This is a genomic window from [Clostridium] ultunense DSM 10521, assembly GCF_000511955.1.
GTDB lineage: Bacteria > Bacillota > Clostridia > Tissierellales > Tepidimicrobiaceae > Schnuerera > Schnuerera ultunensis.
This window is the reverse complement of the sequence record NZ_AZSU01000011.1, coordinates 13,761-30,874: the sequence shown is the minus strand read 5'-3', so window position 1 is coordinate 30,874 and position 17,114 is coordinate 13,761. Positions and strand designations below refer to the sequence as shown.

18 protein-coding genes and 1 pseudogene are annotated in these 17,114 nt (G+C 31.2%); 11 read left to right on the top strand and 8 right to left on the bottom strand.

The genetic code is table 11. The annotated features are described in order from the left end of the window. The 5 genes from CUL_RS0116250 to gcvPA all read right to left on the bottom strand — a co-directional run. On the bottom strand, window positions 1-884 hold an 884-nt coding region (locus tag CUL_RS0116250; protein WP_025642793.1), incomplete at its 3' end, for a methylmalonyl-CoA mutase family protein. A 60-nt stretch (window positions 885-944) separates the two neighbouring features. Beyond that, on the bottom strand, window positions 945-2,450 hold the full coding sequence (locus tag CUL_RS0116245) for a succinyl-CoA:acetate CoA-transferase ScpC (RefSeq protein ID WP_025642791.1): 1,506 nt from the start codon (window positions 2,448-2,450) through the stop codon (window positions 945-947). A gap of 138 nt (window positions 2,451-2,588) precedes the next feature. Continuing rightward, window positions 2,589-3,707, bottom strand: coding sequence for an ATP-NAD kinase family protein (locus tag CUL_RS0116240; protein WP_035143436.1), 1,119 nt, complete (start codon window positions 3,705-3,707; stop codon window positions 2,589-2,591). A 13-nt stretch (window positions 3,708-3,720) separates the two neighbouring features. After that, on the bottom strand, window positions 3,721-5,283 hold the full coding sequence (gene gcvPB / locus CUL_RS0116235) for an aminomethyl-transferring glycine dehydrogenase subunit GcvPB (RefSeq protein WP_025642788.1): 1,563 nt from the start codon (window positions 5,281-5,283) through the stop codon (window positions 3,721-3,723). 42 nt (window positions 5,284-5,325) lie between these two features. Continuing rightward, a complete protein-coding gene (gene gcvPA / locus CUL_RS0116230) occupies window positions 5,326-6,717 on the bottom strand; it encodes an aminomethyl-transferring glycine dehydrogenase subunit GcvPA (RefSeq protein WP_025642785.1) in 1,392 nt (463 codons plus the stop codon). A gap of 595 nt (window positions 6,718-7,312) precedes the next feature. Here gcvPA and CUL_RS0116225 point away from each other — a divergent pair. The 4 genes from CUL_RS0116225 (at window position 7,313) to CUL_RS0116205 (ending at window position 10,528) form a co-directional block, all read left to right on the top strand. Continuing rightward, window positions 7,313-7,717: a hypothetical protein gene (locus tag CUL_RS0116225; RefSeq protein ID WP_025642783.1), complete on the top strand. Its 405-nt coding sequence runs from the start codon at window positions 7,313-7,315 to the stop codon at window positions 7,715-7,717. 1,307 nt (window positions 7,718-9,024) lie between these two features. Further along, window positions 9,025-9,357 carry a hypothetical protein gene (locus tag CUL_RS0116220; RefSeq protein ID WP_157752682.1) on the top strand — a complete coding sequence of 111 codons (333 nt, stop codon included), beginning with the start codon at window positions 9,025-9,027 and terminating at the stop codon, window positions 9,355-9,357. A 374-nt stretch (window positions 9,358-9,731) separates the two neighbouring features. Continuing rightward, window positions 9,732-10,163 carry a tyrosine-type recombinase/integrase gene (locus CUL_RS0116210; protein ID WP_330216568.1) on the top strand — a complete coding sequence of 144 codons (432 nt, stop codon included), beginning with the start codon at window positions 9,732-9,734 and terminating at the stop codon, window positions 10,161-10,163. Then, window positions 10,163-10,528 (top strand): hypothetical protein, encoded by a 366-nt coding sequence (locus CUL_RS0116205; RefSeq protein WP_025642777.1) that lies wholly within the window; start codon window positions 10,163-10,165, stop codon window positions 10,526-10,528. The genes CUL_RS0116210 and CUL_RS0116205 overlap by 1 nt, the downstream gene beginning before the upstream one ends. Before the next feature lie 6 nt (window positions 10,529-10,534). Here the strand turns inward: CUL_RS0116205 and CUL_RS20275 are convergent, their stop codons facing one another. Then, window positions 10,535-10,693: a transposase domain-containing protein gene (locus tag CUL_RS20275; RefSeq protein ID WP_081722893.1), complete on the bottom strand. Its 159-nt coding sequence runs from the start codon at window positions 10,691-10,693 to the stop codon at window positions 10,535-10,537. A 102-nt stretch (window positions 10,694-10,795) separates the two neighbouring features. On the opposite strand from CUL_RS20275, the gene CUL_RS19830 reads away from it, so the two are divergent. The 3 genes and pseudogenes from CUL_RS19830 to CUL_RS20030 all read left to right on the top strand — a co-directional run. After that, on the top strand, window positions 10,796-10,984 hold the full coding sequence (locus tag CUL_RS19830; RefSeq protein WP_236616492.1) for a hypothetical protein: 189 nt from the start codon (window positions 10,796-10,798) through the stop codon (window positions 10,982-10,984). Between the two features lie 27 nt (window positions 10,985-11,011). Continuing rightward, on the top strand, window positions 11,012-11,788 hold the full coding sequence (locus tag CUL_RS20035; RefSeq protein WP_330216567.1) for an IS4 family transposase: 777 nt from the start codon (window positions 11,012-11,014) through the stop codon (window positions 11,786-11,788). 15 nt (window positions 11,789-11,803) lie between these two features. Beyond that, window positions 11,804-12,211 (top strand): annotated as a pseudogene (locus CUL_RS20030) (transposase); the annotation flags it as partial. Window positions 12,212-12,406: 195 nt separating this feature from the next. On the opposite strand, the gene CUL_RS0116195 reads toward CUL_RS20030, so the two are convergent. Continuing rightward, the gene (locus CUL_RS0116195; RefSeq protein ID WP_025642775.1) at window positions 12,407-13,066 is read right to left on the bottom strand and encodes an IS110 family transposase; all 660 of its coding nucleotides are present in this window, start codon (window positions 13,064-13,066) and stop codon (window positions 12,407-12,409) included. 84 nt (window positions 13,067-13,150) lie between these two features. Here CUL_RS0116195 and CUL_RS17800 point away from each other — a divergent pair, with 84 nt between their 5' ends. Next, window positions 13,151-13,498 carry an IS110 family transposase gene (locus CUL_RS17800; protein ID WP_025642773.1) on the top strand — a complete coding sequence of 116 codons (348 nt, stop codon included), beginning with the start codon at window positions 13,151-13,153 and terminating at the stop codon, window positions 13,496-13,498. Here CUL_RS17800 and CUL_RS0116185 read toward each other — a convergent pair. After that, a protein-coding gene (locus tag CUL_RS0116185; protein WP_097677650.1) for an IS3 family transposase occupies window positions 13,482-14,614 on the bottom strand; the annotation gives its coding sequence in 2 pieces (ribosomal slippage) (window positions 13,482-14,377 and window positions 14,377-14,614; 1,134 coding nt in all). The genes CUL_RS17800 and CUL_RS0116185 overlap by 17 nt on opposite strands. A 391-nt stretch (window positions 14,615-15,005) precedes the next feature. Between CUL_RS0116185 and CUL_RS0116170 the strand changes: the two genes are divergently transcribed. The 3 genes from CUL_RS0116170 to CUL_RS19825 all read left to right on the top strand — a co-directional run. Further along, window positions 15,006-15,662 carry a tyrosine-type recombinase/integrase gene (locus tag CUL_RS0116170; protein ID WP_025642767.1) on the top strand — a complete coding sequence of 219 codons (657 nt, stop codon included), beginning with the start codon at window positions 15,006-15,008 and terminating at the stop codon, window positions 15,660-15,662. A gap of 277 nt (window positions 15,663-15,939) precedes the next feature. Continuing rightward, window positions 15,940-16,593 (top strand): tyrosine-type recombinase/integrase, encoded by a 654-nt coding sequence (locus CUL_RS0116165; protein WP_025642765.1) that lies wholly within the window; start codon window positions 15,940-15,942, stop codon window positions 16,591-16,593. Between the two features lie 132 nt (window positions 16,594-16,725). Then, the coding region (locus tag CUL_RS19825) for a hypothetical protein (protein WP_236616491.1) at window positions 16,726-17,114 on the top strand (389 nt) is incomplete at its 3' end.

Below are 17,114 nucleotides of genomic sequence, written 5' to 3'. Positions count from 1 at the left end.
AATAGGTCGTTATGGGCATTGAAGAAGAAGGATAATCTAGGAGCAAAATCGTCTACATCTAATCCTGCATTGATGGCTGCATCTACATAAGCGATTCCATCAGCTAATGTAAAGGCTACTTCCTGGGCCGCTGTAGAACCAGCTTCTCTTATATGGTAACCACTAATACTTATGGTGTTCCATTTAGGTACTTCTTTGGAACAGTATTCAAATATATTAGTTATTAATCTCATGGATGGTTCTGGTGGAAATATATAAGTCCCTCTTGCTATGTATTCTTTTAATATATCGTTTTGGATGGTTCCTCTTAATTTATCTTTGGATACTCCTTGTTTTTCTGCAACGGCAATGTACATAGCTAATAAAACGCTTGCCGGAGCATTAATGGTCATTGATGTGCTTACCTTATCTAAGGGTATTCCATTGAATAATATTTCCATGTCCTTTAATGAATCTATGGCTACTCCTACTTTTCCTACCTCTCCTTCAGATAATCCATGGTCTGAATCGTATCCTATTTGAGTTGGCAGATCAAATGCAACGGATAAGCCCGTTTGACCTTGGTCTAATAGGTATTTATACCTTTTGTTAGATTCTTCCGCAGTAGCAAAGCCTGCATATTGTCTCATAGTCCAAAGTCTACCTCTGTACATAGTAGGTTGGACTCCCCTTGTAAAGGGATACTCTCCCGGAAAACCTAGTTTTTCTTTATAATCCAATTCCTCTACATCTTCTGGAGTGTATAACCTATCAACTTCCAGATTAGAACCCGTTGCAAATTTCTCCTTCCTTTCAGGAAATCTACTGATGGCTTTTTGTACCTTCTCTTTTGCCCATTTCTTTTCAGCTTCTTTAATTTCCTCTAACTTTTTCTCATTAAACATATTTCCATCCTCCTCTTATATGCTTATTTGGTTATTTGGTCTGGAGTAAATAATTTTCACTTAAAAAATAATTTTCATTGTGCCCGTTTCAGAAAATCTCTTATGCCATGACAATGATTCTCCAATTAAATGTGGGATATGTTTATACTTACATTCTGATAATGATCGATTATAATAATCTTTAAGCATTTCCTTATATTCTCCATAAGTACAATTTTCAATAATTGTCTTTGCTCTTTCTTTTGGGCTTAACCCTCTTAAATCCGCTACTCCTTGTTCCGTTACTATAACTTGGACATCGTGTTCTGTATGATCACAATGAGATACCATAGGAACTATACAAGATATATCACCATTTTTTGCAGTTGTTTGTGTTACAAAAATGGATAAATAAGAGTTTCTAGCAAAATCTCCCGAACCGCCTATTCCGTTTATGATTCTACTCCCTAAAACGTTACTTGAATTTACATTTCCATATAAATCTACTTCTATTGCTGTGTTAATTCCTATAACCCCCAATCTTCTTATTATTTCAGAATTATTACTTATTTCTTGAGGTCGCAATATTATCTTTTCTTTATATTTTTTTATATTATTATAAAAATCCTCTATCCTTTCTTTAGACAATGTAAGAGAAGTTGCTGAAGCCATGTCAACCTTTCCACAATCAATTAAATCAAGAACAGCATCTTGTAATACCTCCGAGTATACTGTTAAATTCTCATACTTAGAACTAACTAGCCCGGCTAACACTGCATTTGCAACACTACCTACACCTGACTGCAACGGTAAAAGATTCTCAGGCAATCTTTTACATTTAACTTCGTTATCTAAGAAATCAATTAAATTTTCAGCCATTCTAGTAGAGACATTATCAATTGGAGCTAATTCATTGTTAGCATCTTTAATATCTGTAATGACTATCCCTACTATCTTATTTGGATTGCATGGTATATATGTTGTCCCAATCCTATCACCTGATTTATAAATTGGAATCTCTTTTCTAAATGGTGGATTATCAGGGCTATATATATCATGTATTCCTTCTAGTTCAAGAGGCTGGGAAATATTAAGTTCTATTACTACTTTTTCTGCTTTTTCTATATAAATGTTTGAATTTCCAACAGATGTAGATGGTATAATCCCTCCATCTTCCCTTATAGCTATAGCTTCAACTAAGGCTATATCTATATGTCCCATAAAATCATATTTTATCCACTGAGGAAAGCTACCTAAATGCATGTCGCAATATTCTATTTGGCTACTATTAATATTATTTCTACAGAAAGAATTCGTTTGATATGGGTACCTTCTTTTAATTATTCCTGCCCTTGACAGTGTTCCGTCAAGTTCATCCCCCACAGACGCTCCTGTCATTAATGTCATTTCTATTTTGTCACCTCTTTTTCGCCTTTTAGCTAAGGCTAACGGAACTGCCTTAGGATATCCTGCTGGAGTAAATCCACTTGTTCCAACATTCATTCCTGTTTTAAAAAACATAGCGGCCTCATCTGCTGTAATTATTTTTTCTCTCAGTTCTTTACATTTGATTCTATCTTCTAACATTTGCCAATACACCTCCAAATAACATTGAATAAATCATAATGATTAATATTAGTTAGACTTTAATTCATTAATTAAAGACAAATAGTGAACCTCTGTAATAACAGAGGCTCTATACTAATCTATACACTCATGAAAGAGCTAGTAACTACATTTATATACATAGGTTTCATCATATCCTACTATTACTTTATAATAACCTTCTAACATTCTATCTATATCTTCCTCTCCAGTATCTACTAAAAAAGGTCTTCTCTTTAAATCAATTAGTTTATTAGGAGTAGATATTATAACTATATTTTCTTTTCCAGCAACTTTTATTACTTTCGGACTCAGTTGTTGGTTTCCCCGTCCAAAAATGTAACCTTGTCCCCCTATTGGTGTTATTATAATTTTAGTTTTCTTATCTTCTACTATTTCTAGTATTTCAGTCTCATTGGCATCATTAACTAAGATCTCTCCATCCTTTACTATATCTATTCCTAACAATGTATATGGCAACCCCATTCTTTCTAGTATTTTCTTAGTTGTTGTACCAGGACCTAGAAGATAAATATAATCACTTTCCATATTTTCTATTACGTAATCTGCTATACCCTCTAAACATATATTATCGCTGTATATGCCTCCAGCTTTTAAAGATTGAACATATGCTTGTTCATATGGCACGTTCATATATCCATATAATTTTGCTACTACTCTTCCTGCTCTAAATTGTTCCTCATCTATATCCATTACTTCTGATTCTCTTATTTCAACATTTGTGTTATTAAAAAAATCTACTACAATTTTCCCAGCATTTAATGGGTTTGTAGCAAATACAGCGGAGTGCATTTTTACACCAGCAGGGATCCCAATTACAGGTACTCTATCTCCTACTGATGTATAAATATTTCTTGCAGTTCCATCTCCCCCTGCAAATAAGATTAAATCTACTTTTTTTTCCACCATTCTTAAAGCTGCCTCTTCTGTATCTAGGTAAGTAGTATTCTCCATATTTATATTTCCAACAACTATTGAGGTAATGCCTAACTCTTTACATTCTTCCTCTCCCATATCCCCAGGATAAGTTAATATTTCTAACCCATCTATATTATCCTTAATATATTTAAGGGTTATTTTCGCCTTATTTGGTGCAACTTTTTTAGCTCCTAGAGATAGTGCTTTTTTAACTATCTCTTCTCCATCTGTCCCCTTTAAACCTACTTTCCCTCCCATCCCTGCAATTGGATTTATAATAAAGCCAAGTCTTTTAATCATATATTCACCTCGGTTACTTTAATCCTTTTCTTCTTTTATAAACTCTCCAAGTTACAATAAGATCCTCCGGGTCAGTTATTGCAGATTGATGTATTAGAGATATTGAAGCATTATGTGGTGCTGTTTTTACTAATTCTGGGTTTTCATAAGCTTCCTCCGATATTTTCTTAAATATATTTGCGTATTCGTCTATTTCCATTTTTGAATAAGTTTCATTTGGCTCTGGAGTAAATGGTTCAGGTACTAAATAAGGAGGATGGCTTTGATAAAACTCTTGTAATCCATAGTCTATGCATCTTCTTTCAACATCCTCTGTTCCAACTCCAGTATCTTCCTTTAATTTCTCCCAACTGTAACGTACTTGTTCCATTCTAAATTGCCCTTCAGACCATGGTGCTGATATTCCTTTAACCTCCGTTAAAAGTCTTTTCATCAAATAGTTATTATTAAGTATTGAAAGTTCAGATACTTCTTTTAAGCCATCGGCTCCGATAGCCATTATCCAGCAATAGGCCCTTAATACTGCTGCAATTACTCCGTAGAACTTTCTAACTTTTCCAATGCTATCCGGTCTATTATAATCTAAATAATATTTTTCACCATCATTCTTTACAATTGGAACTGGTAAATATTTTGCCAAAAAATCTTTCACTCCTTGCGCACCACAGCATGGTCCCATAGAACCATGAGGAGAAGAAAAGGCTTTATGCAAATTATAATGACACATATCATATCCAACTTCTTTTGCCCTTGATATTCCGAATAAACCATTGGCATCAGCTATATCAGCTACGCATAACCCACCTGCTTCATGTACTATATCCACCATCTCTTTTATAAGAGGATTAAATATTCCTGTATCTTCTGGATTGGTAATAAACATTCCAGCGGTCTTTTCAGAAACAACTGATTTTAATTGTTCTAAACTTGGATAGCCAGTATCTCCTTCAGGTATCAAGTTAATAACTTTAAATCCTTTAGTATGTGGTGCTGCTGCATTGACAGGATGAGATAATACAGTTGTTATTATTTCGTTTCTTTGTTTTCCTTCACCTCTATCTGTATGGTATGCTTTTAATATTGAAGCATTAGAATAAACTGCTTGTGCTCCACCACCAGGCTGAAATGTAAATGCATCCATCCCTGAAATTTCTTTTAGTAGAGCTTCCGTTTTATATATTATTTCAAGCACTCCTTGTGTAGTTTCTTCATCCTGTAATGGATGTAGTTCTGAAAATTTATGGTGCCTTACAAATTGTTCGTTTATCTTCGGACTATATTTCATGGTGCAAGTACCCAATCCTATATCTATATTGATTTCTTGTCCTAATGTTTCCTGTGATAATCTTAAAAAGTGCCTTAATACTTGTGGTTGTGCTATCTCTGGTAATACTGGTCTTTTATCTCTTTTAATATTTCTAGGTACTATTTCATTAATATTTCCAACCCTGTCCTTTATTTCATCATCCACTTCTGGAATCAATATACCTCGCTGACCAGGAATACTCAATTCAAATATAATAGGTTCATCCCATTTTGCCTGATGAAAATCCCTCAATTTTACATCTTTACTCATTTACATCATTCCTCCCAAATAAATTAATATTAAAATATTTTCTTATCCCAGTATGCCTTTGAGTTCATTAGCTAATTTATCTATATCCGATTTCCTGGTAACTTCGGTAACACAATATAATGCACTATTACCTAGTTCTTCAAATTCTTTAGATAAGTCTTTACCTCCAAAAATGCCTCTATTTAATAATTCTTTATTTATTTCTTCTACAGTTTTACTAGATTCATCAAAGTTTAGTATAAATTCTTTAAAACTAATACTATCACTAAACATAACCTTTAACCCTTTTATTTCTGACAAAACCATTATAGCGTATTGGGATTTATACATTATGTTTCTTCCTAAATCATACATTCCTTCAGGACCCATTAAAGATAAATATACTGCCGCAGTTATAGCCCATAGTCCAGTATTTGTACCCAAATATTCTACTGCTTTTTCCCTGCTACCATAGCTTGTTCTTTGATTTAGTGAACGAGAAAATCCAAATTCGCCTTTATCATTTTCATATAAGCTATAAAAATGATTTGGAAAATTCATAATGTATTCTGGCTTATCTTTACTTGCAATATAGCCAGACTGACCACTTCCATATCCCATATGCATTCCTAAACATTGAATATCCCCACATGTTATGTCTGCTCCATAGTTTACAGGTGCTTCAAGCACTCCTAAAGACGATGGATCTGCCGATACAACAAATATAGCTCCATGTTCATGAGCAATCTTACCTATTTCCTCACCTTGTTCTTCAATAAACCCTAGATAAGATGGATTTTCAATAAAAACTCCTGCTGTATTTTCTGAGATTTTGTTTTTTAAGTCATTTAAATCTATTTGACCAGTTTTAGGATTAAAATTTATTAATGTAATAGTCATAGAATCACAGTAATTTCTTAACTGTGATAAAATTTCTGGATTCATCGTTCTTGGTACTAACAACTCATTTCTACCTGTTATACGATTAGCCATTCGTAATGAGGTACAAGTTGCTTGACCTCCATCGTAAGTTGCTAACCCCACAACATCCATATCAACTAATTCTCCCATTAAACTTGTAAATTCAAATATAGCCTGACATTTTCCATGATCTGAATAAGTTCCACCGCAATAAGCAGTTAAAAACTCACTTCTCGAATTAATTTCATCACATATTGCTGGTACATAATGTCTGTAACAACCTGCGCCCAAAAAGTTGATATTTTCATCACATGATATGTTTTTTGATAGAATTTCTTCAACATGTTCTTTCAACTCAATTTCAGAGAGTAATGGCTCTGGTAAATTTAGCTTTTCTTGAAATCTTAACTGTTTTGGTATATACGAATATAGCTCATCAATGCTTCTTATCCCTAATTCATCCATCATTTCTTTTTTTATACTATCCACACTATTAGGCATATAGGGATAAACTATGTTTTTTTTATTACTCATAACTAGCCCTCCTCTTTAAATCAAGTAGTATTTTTCAATACTTCTGATTAATATTTTGTTATTTTATATAACTTTTATTTTAGATATCCTAATGTTGTAATTAAGTGAAGAATAATTAGCAAAGGATAATTCAAGTCCTCCTTGCAAAACTATATTGTTATTGCGTAAAAAGTATGCTTCATAACTTAGTTATCTAAACCTCTCAACTCAGGCGATACATCTTCTTGACTAAACAAACAGCAAGGTAATTTCCAAAGTTAAATACTAATAGTGCAAGATTGAAGTTAGTGAATATGATTAGAATATCATTTTTTAAATTGTTATCCTATGTTCTTAATTGTCAACGTAATAAACTTCTTAATCTTAAAGATTTTAAATAATCCCTTTGGTGCTGATTCTATCTTAAAAAAAGTATTCTATACTGTTTGGATTCTGATAGTCTTAAATATGCTGTTGTCGCCCTATAATCTACTTTTATTTATAGAATCCATATGGTTAATTTTTTATCTTTCCATAAGAATCTGACCCCCTTTGAACCCAAAGTATATTGTTTAATCCTAAAACTATCGTAAACTACAGAAAGTCCTTTGCTGATATGGATAAGACTGATCCTTTAGATGCATATATTATTACTTACTCTGCCAGACGTGGAAGAGCCTATGTAGTTTCTAATATATATTTAAAGTTCAATAAATTAGCCGTACTAGATAAGGATAAAGAACTTTTTTATAATTATGGTGCCACTCCAGCTGCCGTATTAACTGAATTATTATCTTTAGATGATGTTACCTATTCTTCTATCAAAGAACAAGTGAATTCACAAAAAAAGGTAAAATTTGCTTTACTAGTCCACAATCAACAGCTCAATTATACAGAACGCTGCAAAGGATTTTATAAATTGGATAAAGTACTATATGAACCCCTAAATGTTGCTTTAGCTCCATCTTTTAACCTTATTAATACTTTGAAAATGGAGTTAAGTTCAGTGAAAAAATATTAAAACCTTAGATACTCAAAGATATTAATCTCTAAACCTATTCCATGCATCCATCATATTTTTATTAAATGTGAACATGTAACGGATAGGAAATAATACCTGTTATAAACCAAATTATTAAACCCTAAATTCATATGAAAAAATCAAATTATTTTATTTTAAGTTTTATGTATTTTTTAACCTAAATTTAGATGAACTAAATTTGATTATTGTCAGGTAGAATAATATACTATGAATCAATCAATTAAACAATTCCTTAAGGTTTTGAAATCCAAATTTACATCTTTGATATAGTTTCAAATTTTTTATTCAGTTTTTAACTATTAATAATTATATATAACATAATTTCTTATCTTATTGTTATTTATTCATGGAATAGCCTTTTTTAAACATAATTGAGAATTTATTTAATATCCATTATTGTAAGCGTTTCTAATTATAATTTTATTATTACAAAGCTAGAGTATTTATAAAAACGTCAATAATTCTAAAACTCTCTTTTTGTATCTATCTATATTGCAATAATCATACCAAATATATTTCCTATTCCTCGCAATTTTTTCATTATATAATTTGTAATATTGTATGTTTATTTGTTTTTACTAGCTACTATATAAGTTGTTCTAAATTGTTAATTCATAATCTTATCATACATTGATACACTATTGTATCGCAATCTAATTCCTTAGGTTTATTTAATAAATAAATATCATGAAAAGTAGACAATTGTATACCGTTTATCCTTTTATTTTCCTAGATACGATACATTACAAAAGGAGATGATGTTGCCATCTCCTCTAGTTTGCCTAACATGCTTCTTGAATTGATGAATCTCATGGTAACATAAGATCTAATACTTTTGAATTATCCTTAAAATTGGATCCTGGTATTCGGGATAAAAGGAATTCTAAATATTTACAGGGATTTAGTCCATTGGCCTTTTGGCCTTTGCAGTTTCAACAAATGAATAAACCAAGCACTTGCTTTGGATCCTTCAGGGTTTCCACAAAACTCCCAACAATTTCTTCCTACTGTAAATGATCAAATGCTGTTTTCTGCAATATTATTAGTAATGAGAAGTTAGTTTTAATGGGAAGTAAATGGATTAAGACCCTAACTTACGAGTTTTTATCCAATATTGCTTCCCATTTTATATGCCTTCATATATAATTAATATAGTTAAAATAAAAATATAAGGAGGCATTGTTTTATAAAAAATGAAAAACTGTAATAGAAATAATTAAGGAAGTAAAAGAATTAATGGAGCAAGCAGGATATTTAAAAAGGACTATACGCAGGTATAATCATTGTTGGAATGTTTTTTAGAATTCATTGATTCTGATAGTGTTTTTTCTTCTGGGAAGGCGTTAGATTTTCTGGAAAATAAATATGGTATTACTGCATTTACAGATTTATCAAAATCTGATGCTATTCTTGCTAGAGCCATACAGTTTCTTTGTGAGTATAACCAATATGACAGATTTAGTATGGCTAAGGTTTCTACAGGAAAAGTTCCTGGATATAAATTTAAGGATTATCTAGATAAATTTAAAGAACATCAAAAAACTAGACATCTAATTGCAGATTCGACTTTAAAATATTTTGATTATGAATTAGGTCGTTTTCTATTGTTTCTAGATTAAAATAATTTTAATTCACTTAATGAATTAGAGGCCTCTTCAATTTTAGACTATTGTAGTTCTTTTTCTTCATATTCTTCAACTGTTAGAAATAATGCTTTTTCTACCTTAAGAGTATTTCTTAGATACCTATTCAATGAAAAGATCCTTAATAATGATTTTTCAGATATAATCCCCTCAATTTCACATAGAAGAGGATGTAAACTTCCAACTTCTTATACCAATGAAGAAATAGATATTTTCTAAAATCCATAGGCAAATCATCTCCAATTGGTAAAAGAGATTATGCAATAATCTTAATTGCCATTAGGCTTGGTCTTCGCTCATCAGATATTAGATTAATGAAATTTTCATCTATTTATTAGGAAAAAAACACAATTGAAATAATAATGGAAAAAACTAAAGAATTAATAGTATTACCTTTATTAAAGGATGTGGGAGAAGTGATTATAGAATATTTTAAATATGGTAGGCCCATTTGTGATTTGGAATATATTTTTGTAACTTATATTGCTCCAATAAAAATTATTAGCTCATCTGAGATGACAGCTATTGTAAGAAGAAATGCAAATAATGCAGGTATTGATTGCAGTATATATGGAAAAGGAGGCCCTCATACATTAAGAAGTACGTTAGCAACTCATTTATTTGAAAACAACATATCATTACCAGTTATTTCAGAAATTCTTGGGCATAAAGATACTAGAACTACTGAAGTATATTTAAAGTTAGATATCCCTCACCTACGCAAATGTAGTTTAGATGTTCCTTTATTTAATTGGAATAAAACTGATAGGAAGGTTTTTTAATGCTATCACGAAAACCAAAACTAGATTATGCTCCTATTGGAATATTATCGGATATAATTACTCAATACATTAACTACAAACGCTCCCTTGGTTTTAGATATGGAATTAAAGAAGGAATATTATTTAGATTTTCTTTACTATCAAAGGATTATGAATTAATGAAAAAGGAAATCTCTTTGGAATTACTTTATGCGCGGTGTATGAGAAAAATTGGTGAAAAACCCAGTACCCATCAGTCTAGAGTTAACACTATACTCCAGTTTTGTAGATATGCTGAAAGCTATGGATTTAAAGTTGATTATCGTAAGCGTACAATAAAAGATGTATTGTATAATTATAGGGATATCGGTATGATATCCCTATAATTATATTTATTCAGATTTACATGTTTTTTGAATTAACTCATTCCAAGGCATCATTAGTTCTAAGACTTTGGGGTTAGTTTTTAAATTGGATCCTGGTAATCTTGATAGTATAAATTCTAAATATTTATAGGGATTTAATCCATTGGCTTTTGCTGTTTCTACCAGTGAGAATACGCATGTACTCCATAGCCATCAAGCTAAGAAATCCAACTTTGTTTTATGGTATAATATCTAGTTGACATAATAACTAGAAAGGACACATAAAATGTGAACAAAAAAATAAGAAAAAGTATCAAAAATATAAATGAAATCTTTGCAATTGAAGTTTTAGACGAGATTAGCGGAAGAACTGGATTCGTGAAAAGAACTGGGAAAATTACTGCTGAATCATTTTTAGCATTAAACACTTTTATGGGTGAAGATATATGCGAAAAGTCTCTAAATGACTTGTGTTGAAGGTTGGCTGCACAGCATAATATATAGATTTCACCACAGGCACTTAATGAAAGATTTAATGAAAATTCAGTGGAATTTATGCAAGAAATTTTTAATTCTTTAATGCTAAAACAAAACAATACACTTCGTATTAAGCATAAAGAACTATTCTTTAATAGAATACTTGTAAATGATTCTACTAGCTATGAATTGCCTGAAAGATTCTATAATGAATTTAAAGGTTCTGGGGGTTCAAGTTCAAAATCCGCAATAAAAATACAGCTACAGTATGATTTATTAACTGGAAACTTTTTATGCTGTGATATTTTTGATGGAACAACAGGTGATTGCAACTACCTTGAAACCATGGACAAATATACTCAGGAAGGTGATCTCAGATTAGCAGATTTAGGGTACTTTAAGATAGATTATTTAAAGAGTATAAATGACAAGAAGGCATTTTTTATATCTAAGCTAAAAAATAATACAGTCATTTATATAAAAAATCCAGATCCTAAAAGAAAGGCAAATGGAGAAATATTAAAGCCAAGCGAATATATAAGAATAGATATCCTCGAGCTCATAAAACCATTAACAGATGGCGAAACAATAGAACTCAAAGATATCTATATAGGTTCCAAAAAGGAACTGAAAACTAGATTAATTATAACTAAATTATCTAAAGAAAACAAGAGAAAAAGAGAAATTAAGCATTTAAATGCAGTAAAAAGGAATCGTGGAACTATAAATGATAGGAGCATAGCTTGGAATGAGGTGAATGCTTATATAACTAATGTACCAGAGGAGATTTTATCTGCTGAATAACTACATGATGTTTACTCATTGAGATGGCAAGTAGAGATAATGTTTAAGATATGGAAATCAATTTTTAATATTGATAATGTAAAACCAGTAAAATTAGAGAGATTCAAATGTTTTTTATATGGAAGATTAATCTCAGTATTGTTTTCTTCAATGATAGTTTCTACGGCTAAAGAAGTTATTTATGAAGAGGATTCTAATGAAATAAGTGAAATAAAATCTTTTTATCAAGTAACACAATTTTTTGATAATTTACAGAGTGTAGTTTTTAAAGGTGAAGTAGCAATTTCGAAGTTATTTAAAAAGATAATTAATGTAATTCGTAGACTTGGAATAAAATCAAAGAAAATAGGTAAGAGAACTGTTAATCAAATACTAGAATATATGAAAATATCTTCTGATGATTTGGCGAATATGGTAATTTAAGACCAGCTATTAAATGTCAAGAAATAATATATTTATTTTACCTTTGAGATTATAGAATTTCTGCCAGAACCCGTCAAGGGAAAAAGCACCCTTGACATAACCTGCCATAAATTCTTATGTAAAACTAGGCAAAACAAATAAACCTAAATTGAAGATACAAAATTTAGGATGAAGAGTGAGCTATATGATTGGTTGTTACTTAATATCAGGCACATAAGGTTTGTTATCACGTAATACAGCAAAGATAATATTACACATCTTTCTAGCAACTGCACCAACAGCTGTTAAATGATATTTACCTCGTGCCTTAAGTGATTGATAGTAAACCGATAATGCTGGATCTTTAAAGGCAGCTACAGTAGCTGCTAACCAAATTGCTCTACGAAGATATGGAGAGCCACGTTTAGAAATTTTAGTCTGTGTACCAACAAAGTCACCAGACTGTTTTATAGCAACATCAAGACCAGCATAAGCAACAAGTTTAGGGGCAGATTCAAATCGTGAAATATCACCAATTTCCCCGATGATAATTGCACCTAATACATCACCAATACCTGTAATCGTTGTAATAACCTGGTTAGTTTGATGTAATAACTCTGAAATTTTGGGTTCTAGTTCTTCTAATTGTTTTTCAATAAAGTTAATTTGGGCAATAATTTGTTTAATTTGAAATGCAAATGCATAATTTGTAAAACTAACTCCAAAAGTATTAGCGGCAGATTCTTGTATTTCAGAAGCCTTAGACATACTAAAACGACCTCTACTTGCTTCTGATAAAAGTTCTGTAAAAGTTTCTGTATCTACAGATAACATATCTTCAGGAGTTGGATATTTAGAAAGCTTCCTGTGATACATTTAAAATAGAAAATCCTCACAAATAAATTAAGGTATAATTGTAATTGAGAGAAAACAATTTCTTAATTTAAAGGAGGATTCACTATGAATTATAAACAAAATGAGAGATTAAATCAATTAACAGATGAAACTTTAATTATTGGAGTTGATATAGCAAAAGAATTTCATGTAGTAAGAGCCCAAGATATTAGAGGAATAGAATTTGGAAAGACAATTAAATTTGACAATTCACTTACAGGATATTTAGAATTTGAGAATTGGATTAATGAAATTAAACTGGCTGAGGAGAAGAATCAAGTAATTATTGGTATGGAACCAACAGGACATTACTGGTTAAATATAGCAAGATACCTTAAAGCCAATGACTATAAGTGGACCTATGTCAATATAGTAGACACATTTTCTCGAATAATTTTTATGCAACCCTCTTAGATTTATCTTCCCATTCTTGGGGAGTAATATAGCCTAGAGAGCTATGTATTCTTTCTCTGTTATACCATGACTCTATATATTCAAATATTGCTAGTCTAGCCGTATCAAAGTCAAAATATTTAACTAGATTAACTTCTTTTTTCTTCAATACTGAGTGAAAAGATTCTATGCAGGCATTGTCGTAGGGATTACCCTTTCCACTAAAGGAATGGATTATCTTGTGATGTTTAACATATTCACCAAAATCATAACTTGTATACTGACTTCCCAAGTCACTATGGAGAATCAGGCCTTCTGAAGGTTGCTGAAGTTTATATGCATTATCTAAAGCTTTTATAGCCAATGTAGTATCTATATTTTTAGACATAGAGTATCCAACAATCTTCCTACTATTAAGATCCATAACAGAAGCTAAATAGCACCAACCATCTTTAATTGTATGAATATATGTAATATCAGTCACCCATTTCTGATTAATACCAGTTGTAAAGAAGTCTCTATTAATTATATTTTCTCTACTTTCAACTTTATGTTTTGATGAATATGGTCTAAACTTTTTACATATTATTGATTTTATGCCTAATTTACTCATAAGCCTTTGAGTTCTTTTAAGACTTATAAATATATCTTTAGCTTTTAGTTTTTCATATATTTTTGGAGCTCCATAACGGCATTTACTGGCTTTATAGATGTTTAGAATTTCTTCTTCTAGAAATTTATTTTCAATACTTCTTTTGCTTTCTTTTTTATTAAGATGTTTATAATACGAACTTCTAGATACCTTTAAAACTTTGCACATTAGTTTTATATCATGAATATCTTTATTGTCAGTAATAAATTTATATATTGAGCTTACTTCTTTGCAAATATGGCCATGGCTTTTTTTAATATTTCGTTCTCCTCTTCTATTCTAGCCATTTTCTTAAGCATGGATTGATAATCAGCTTGAGTAATTATTTTGTTATTATCTACTGCTATGGGTTTTGCCTTCTTTACCCATGTTAGTATTGTAGATTTAGGTAGGCCATATTCACTATTAAGCTCAGATAGTATTTTACCGGAATTGTAAAGTTCTACAATGGTATTTTTATATTCTTCTGTATATCTCTTAGACATTCTAGACACTTCCTTCCTTTACTATATTTTATAGCATTCGGAAAATCGTGTCTACAATATTATACTAACATCAATCCAAATCGAGAAATGTATTCCTTCGAACCGATGCTCCATATACTACATTAAGTGGAACTGTTGCTTTAGATAAGATACTTGATAACCTCTGCGTAAAAGCTGGAATAGAGAAGAAGAATCATCGATCATTTCATAGCCTTAGAAGGTCATTTGCCACCTGGTTGGCAGGTTAAAAGGTTCCAATTACAACCATCTCACAAATGTTAGGTCATAAGAGTATAAATTCAGATAAACCATATCTTTCTTTTAATAAGAATCAGATAGCCATATGTGCCATGGGATTTGAAGACATTCCACTGAAGGAAGGTGTATATGCATGAACTTTGGAGAAATGTTAGATAAAGATTATTCCGACATGCTCGTTTTAAAAGAATCTCTAGGATACAGCAAGGTCACATATCAACCCCATGTTAAGGAGTTCATTTCATACTGTGCAGAAAACTATCCTGAATCCAACGTCATAACTAAAATGATGTTTGACAACTGGTTACAAGAAAAACAATTTAAAACAAATGCTACCCATAATAGTGCAGTATCAAGAATCAGGGGATTCTTAAGATTTCAGGTTGCTATGGGAAAAGAATCATTCATACCAGATGAACAATATTCGGTAAATAATGTAAAATATACTCCATACATTTTAGCTGAAGAAGAAATTAGTAGACTTTTCCATGCATTTGATACATTGGCTCCACATTTTGAAGCTCCAGGACATGAATTTATTGTCCCTGTATTATTTAGAATAATGTATTGTTGTGCAATGCGTCCTTCAGAACCATTAAATCTCCTTCGTGAGGATGTTGATCTGGGGAATGGAGATTTATATATCCGTGCTTCCAAACGTAAGAAAGATAGGCATATCATTATGCCTGCTGAAATGATTGCTCTATGTCGGAAATATGATTCCATGGCTGGCAATATAAGATATTTCTTTGAGCGTTGGGATGGTAATAAATTCCCACATATTGGATGACTAACCAGTTTCACATCTGCTAGCGAAATAGTGATCTTGTAAAAAAGGGGGAATCCAAGGCCATATGGTCTTAGACATAACTTTGCTACTAGAACCCTAATGCGATTGACTGATGAGAACAGAGATATTATGTCAATGCTTCCTTATTTAAGCACATATATGAAACATACCTGCTACAGACATACATTGTATTATGTACATCTTCTTCCAGAAAGACTGAGAATGAGTAACAATATTGTCTGGGAAAAATTTGAGGGCATGTATCCGGAGGTGTCTTATGAAGAAGATTAAGGATCCTCAATTATTCAAAAGTATAAAGATATTCTTAACTGTTTATCTTCCCATCATAAGGATAAAAAGCCCTAATACTATTGATTCCTACAGGGATACATTAAACCTATTCAGTGGTTTTTTAAAAGATACTAAAGATTTAAGTTTAAATGAGATAACAACAGAGTATTTCAATCATGATAATGTTTTTTCATTCCTTGAATGGTTAGAAACTACAAGAAAAAATAGCATTTCAACCAGAAATCAAAGGTTGATAAGTATACGCTCCTTTTGTCGATATCTCGCTGGAGAGAATATTCTTAAATTTGATGCTTACTCACAAATCCAACAGATTGATAAGAAGCCAGTTTCAGAGAGAGTCCTAAAGGATATTTTATCAATATCAGATATTAAATTGATTCTAAAAATGCCAGATATATCTAAGAAAATGGGCATTAGGGACAGGTTTTATATTGCCTTGCTTTACGACAGCGGATGCCTGAATCAGGAAATACTTGACCTTAGATTATCGAATATCCAAGTAAATGGTGATATCAGTAATTTAAGTGTGGTAGGAAAAGGTACAAAGTTTAGAGTAATTCCACTTTCTAAAGAGGTAACAGCTATGTTCAAGCAATATATTGTTAATTATCAAATTTAAATCATAGATATGCTTATGTTTTTATCAAATTAAATAATGTGAGAAGAATCTTAATGCTATTGTAAAGTGAGAGAATTTATCAATTTACAGTAGTATTTTAATTTGGTAGAATTTTAATCAGGGGTGTATCTTGTGCAAATAATATTTGATACCAACTATTCCGCTATAGATTTTTCAAATATGAACAGTGAAATCTTTCCAAGTGCTCCTGATAGGTGTCCTTTCAAAGATTGCTCTATGCCTGTAAAATTAAGGAAACACGGATATTACAAACGGTTTTTCATTAGCAAGTCTTTTTCTGGAATATTGTATGTTCGTAGATACATCTGTCCCATTTGTGGAAGAACTGTTTCCATGTTACCAGTATTTTGCCTTCAGTATTTTCAATACTCGGCTCTTGATATTTTAAATATATTATGTGAATTGTATTTAAGTGGAATACCTCTTAATAGGCTGGTAAAGAAGATTAAACAGGATTTCCCATTCATTGAGCGTAGAACCATAAATTACTACAGAAAGAG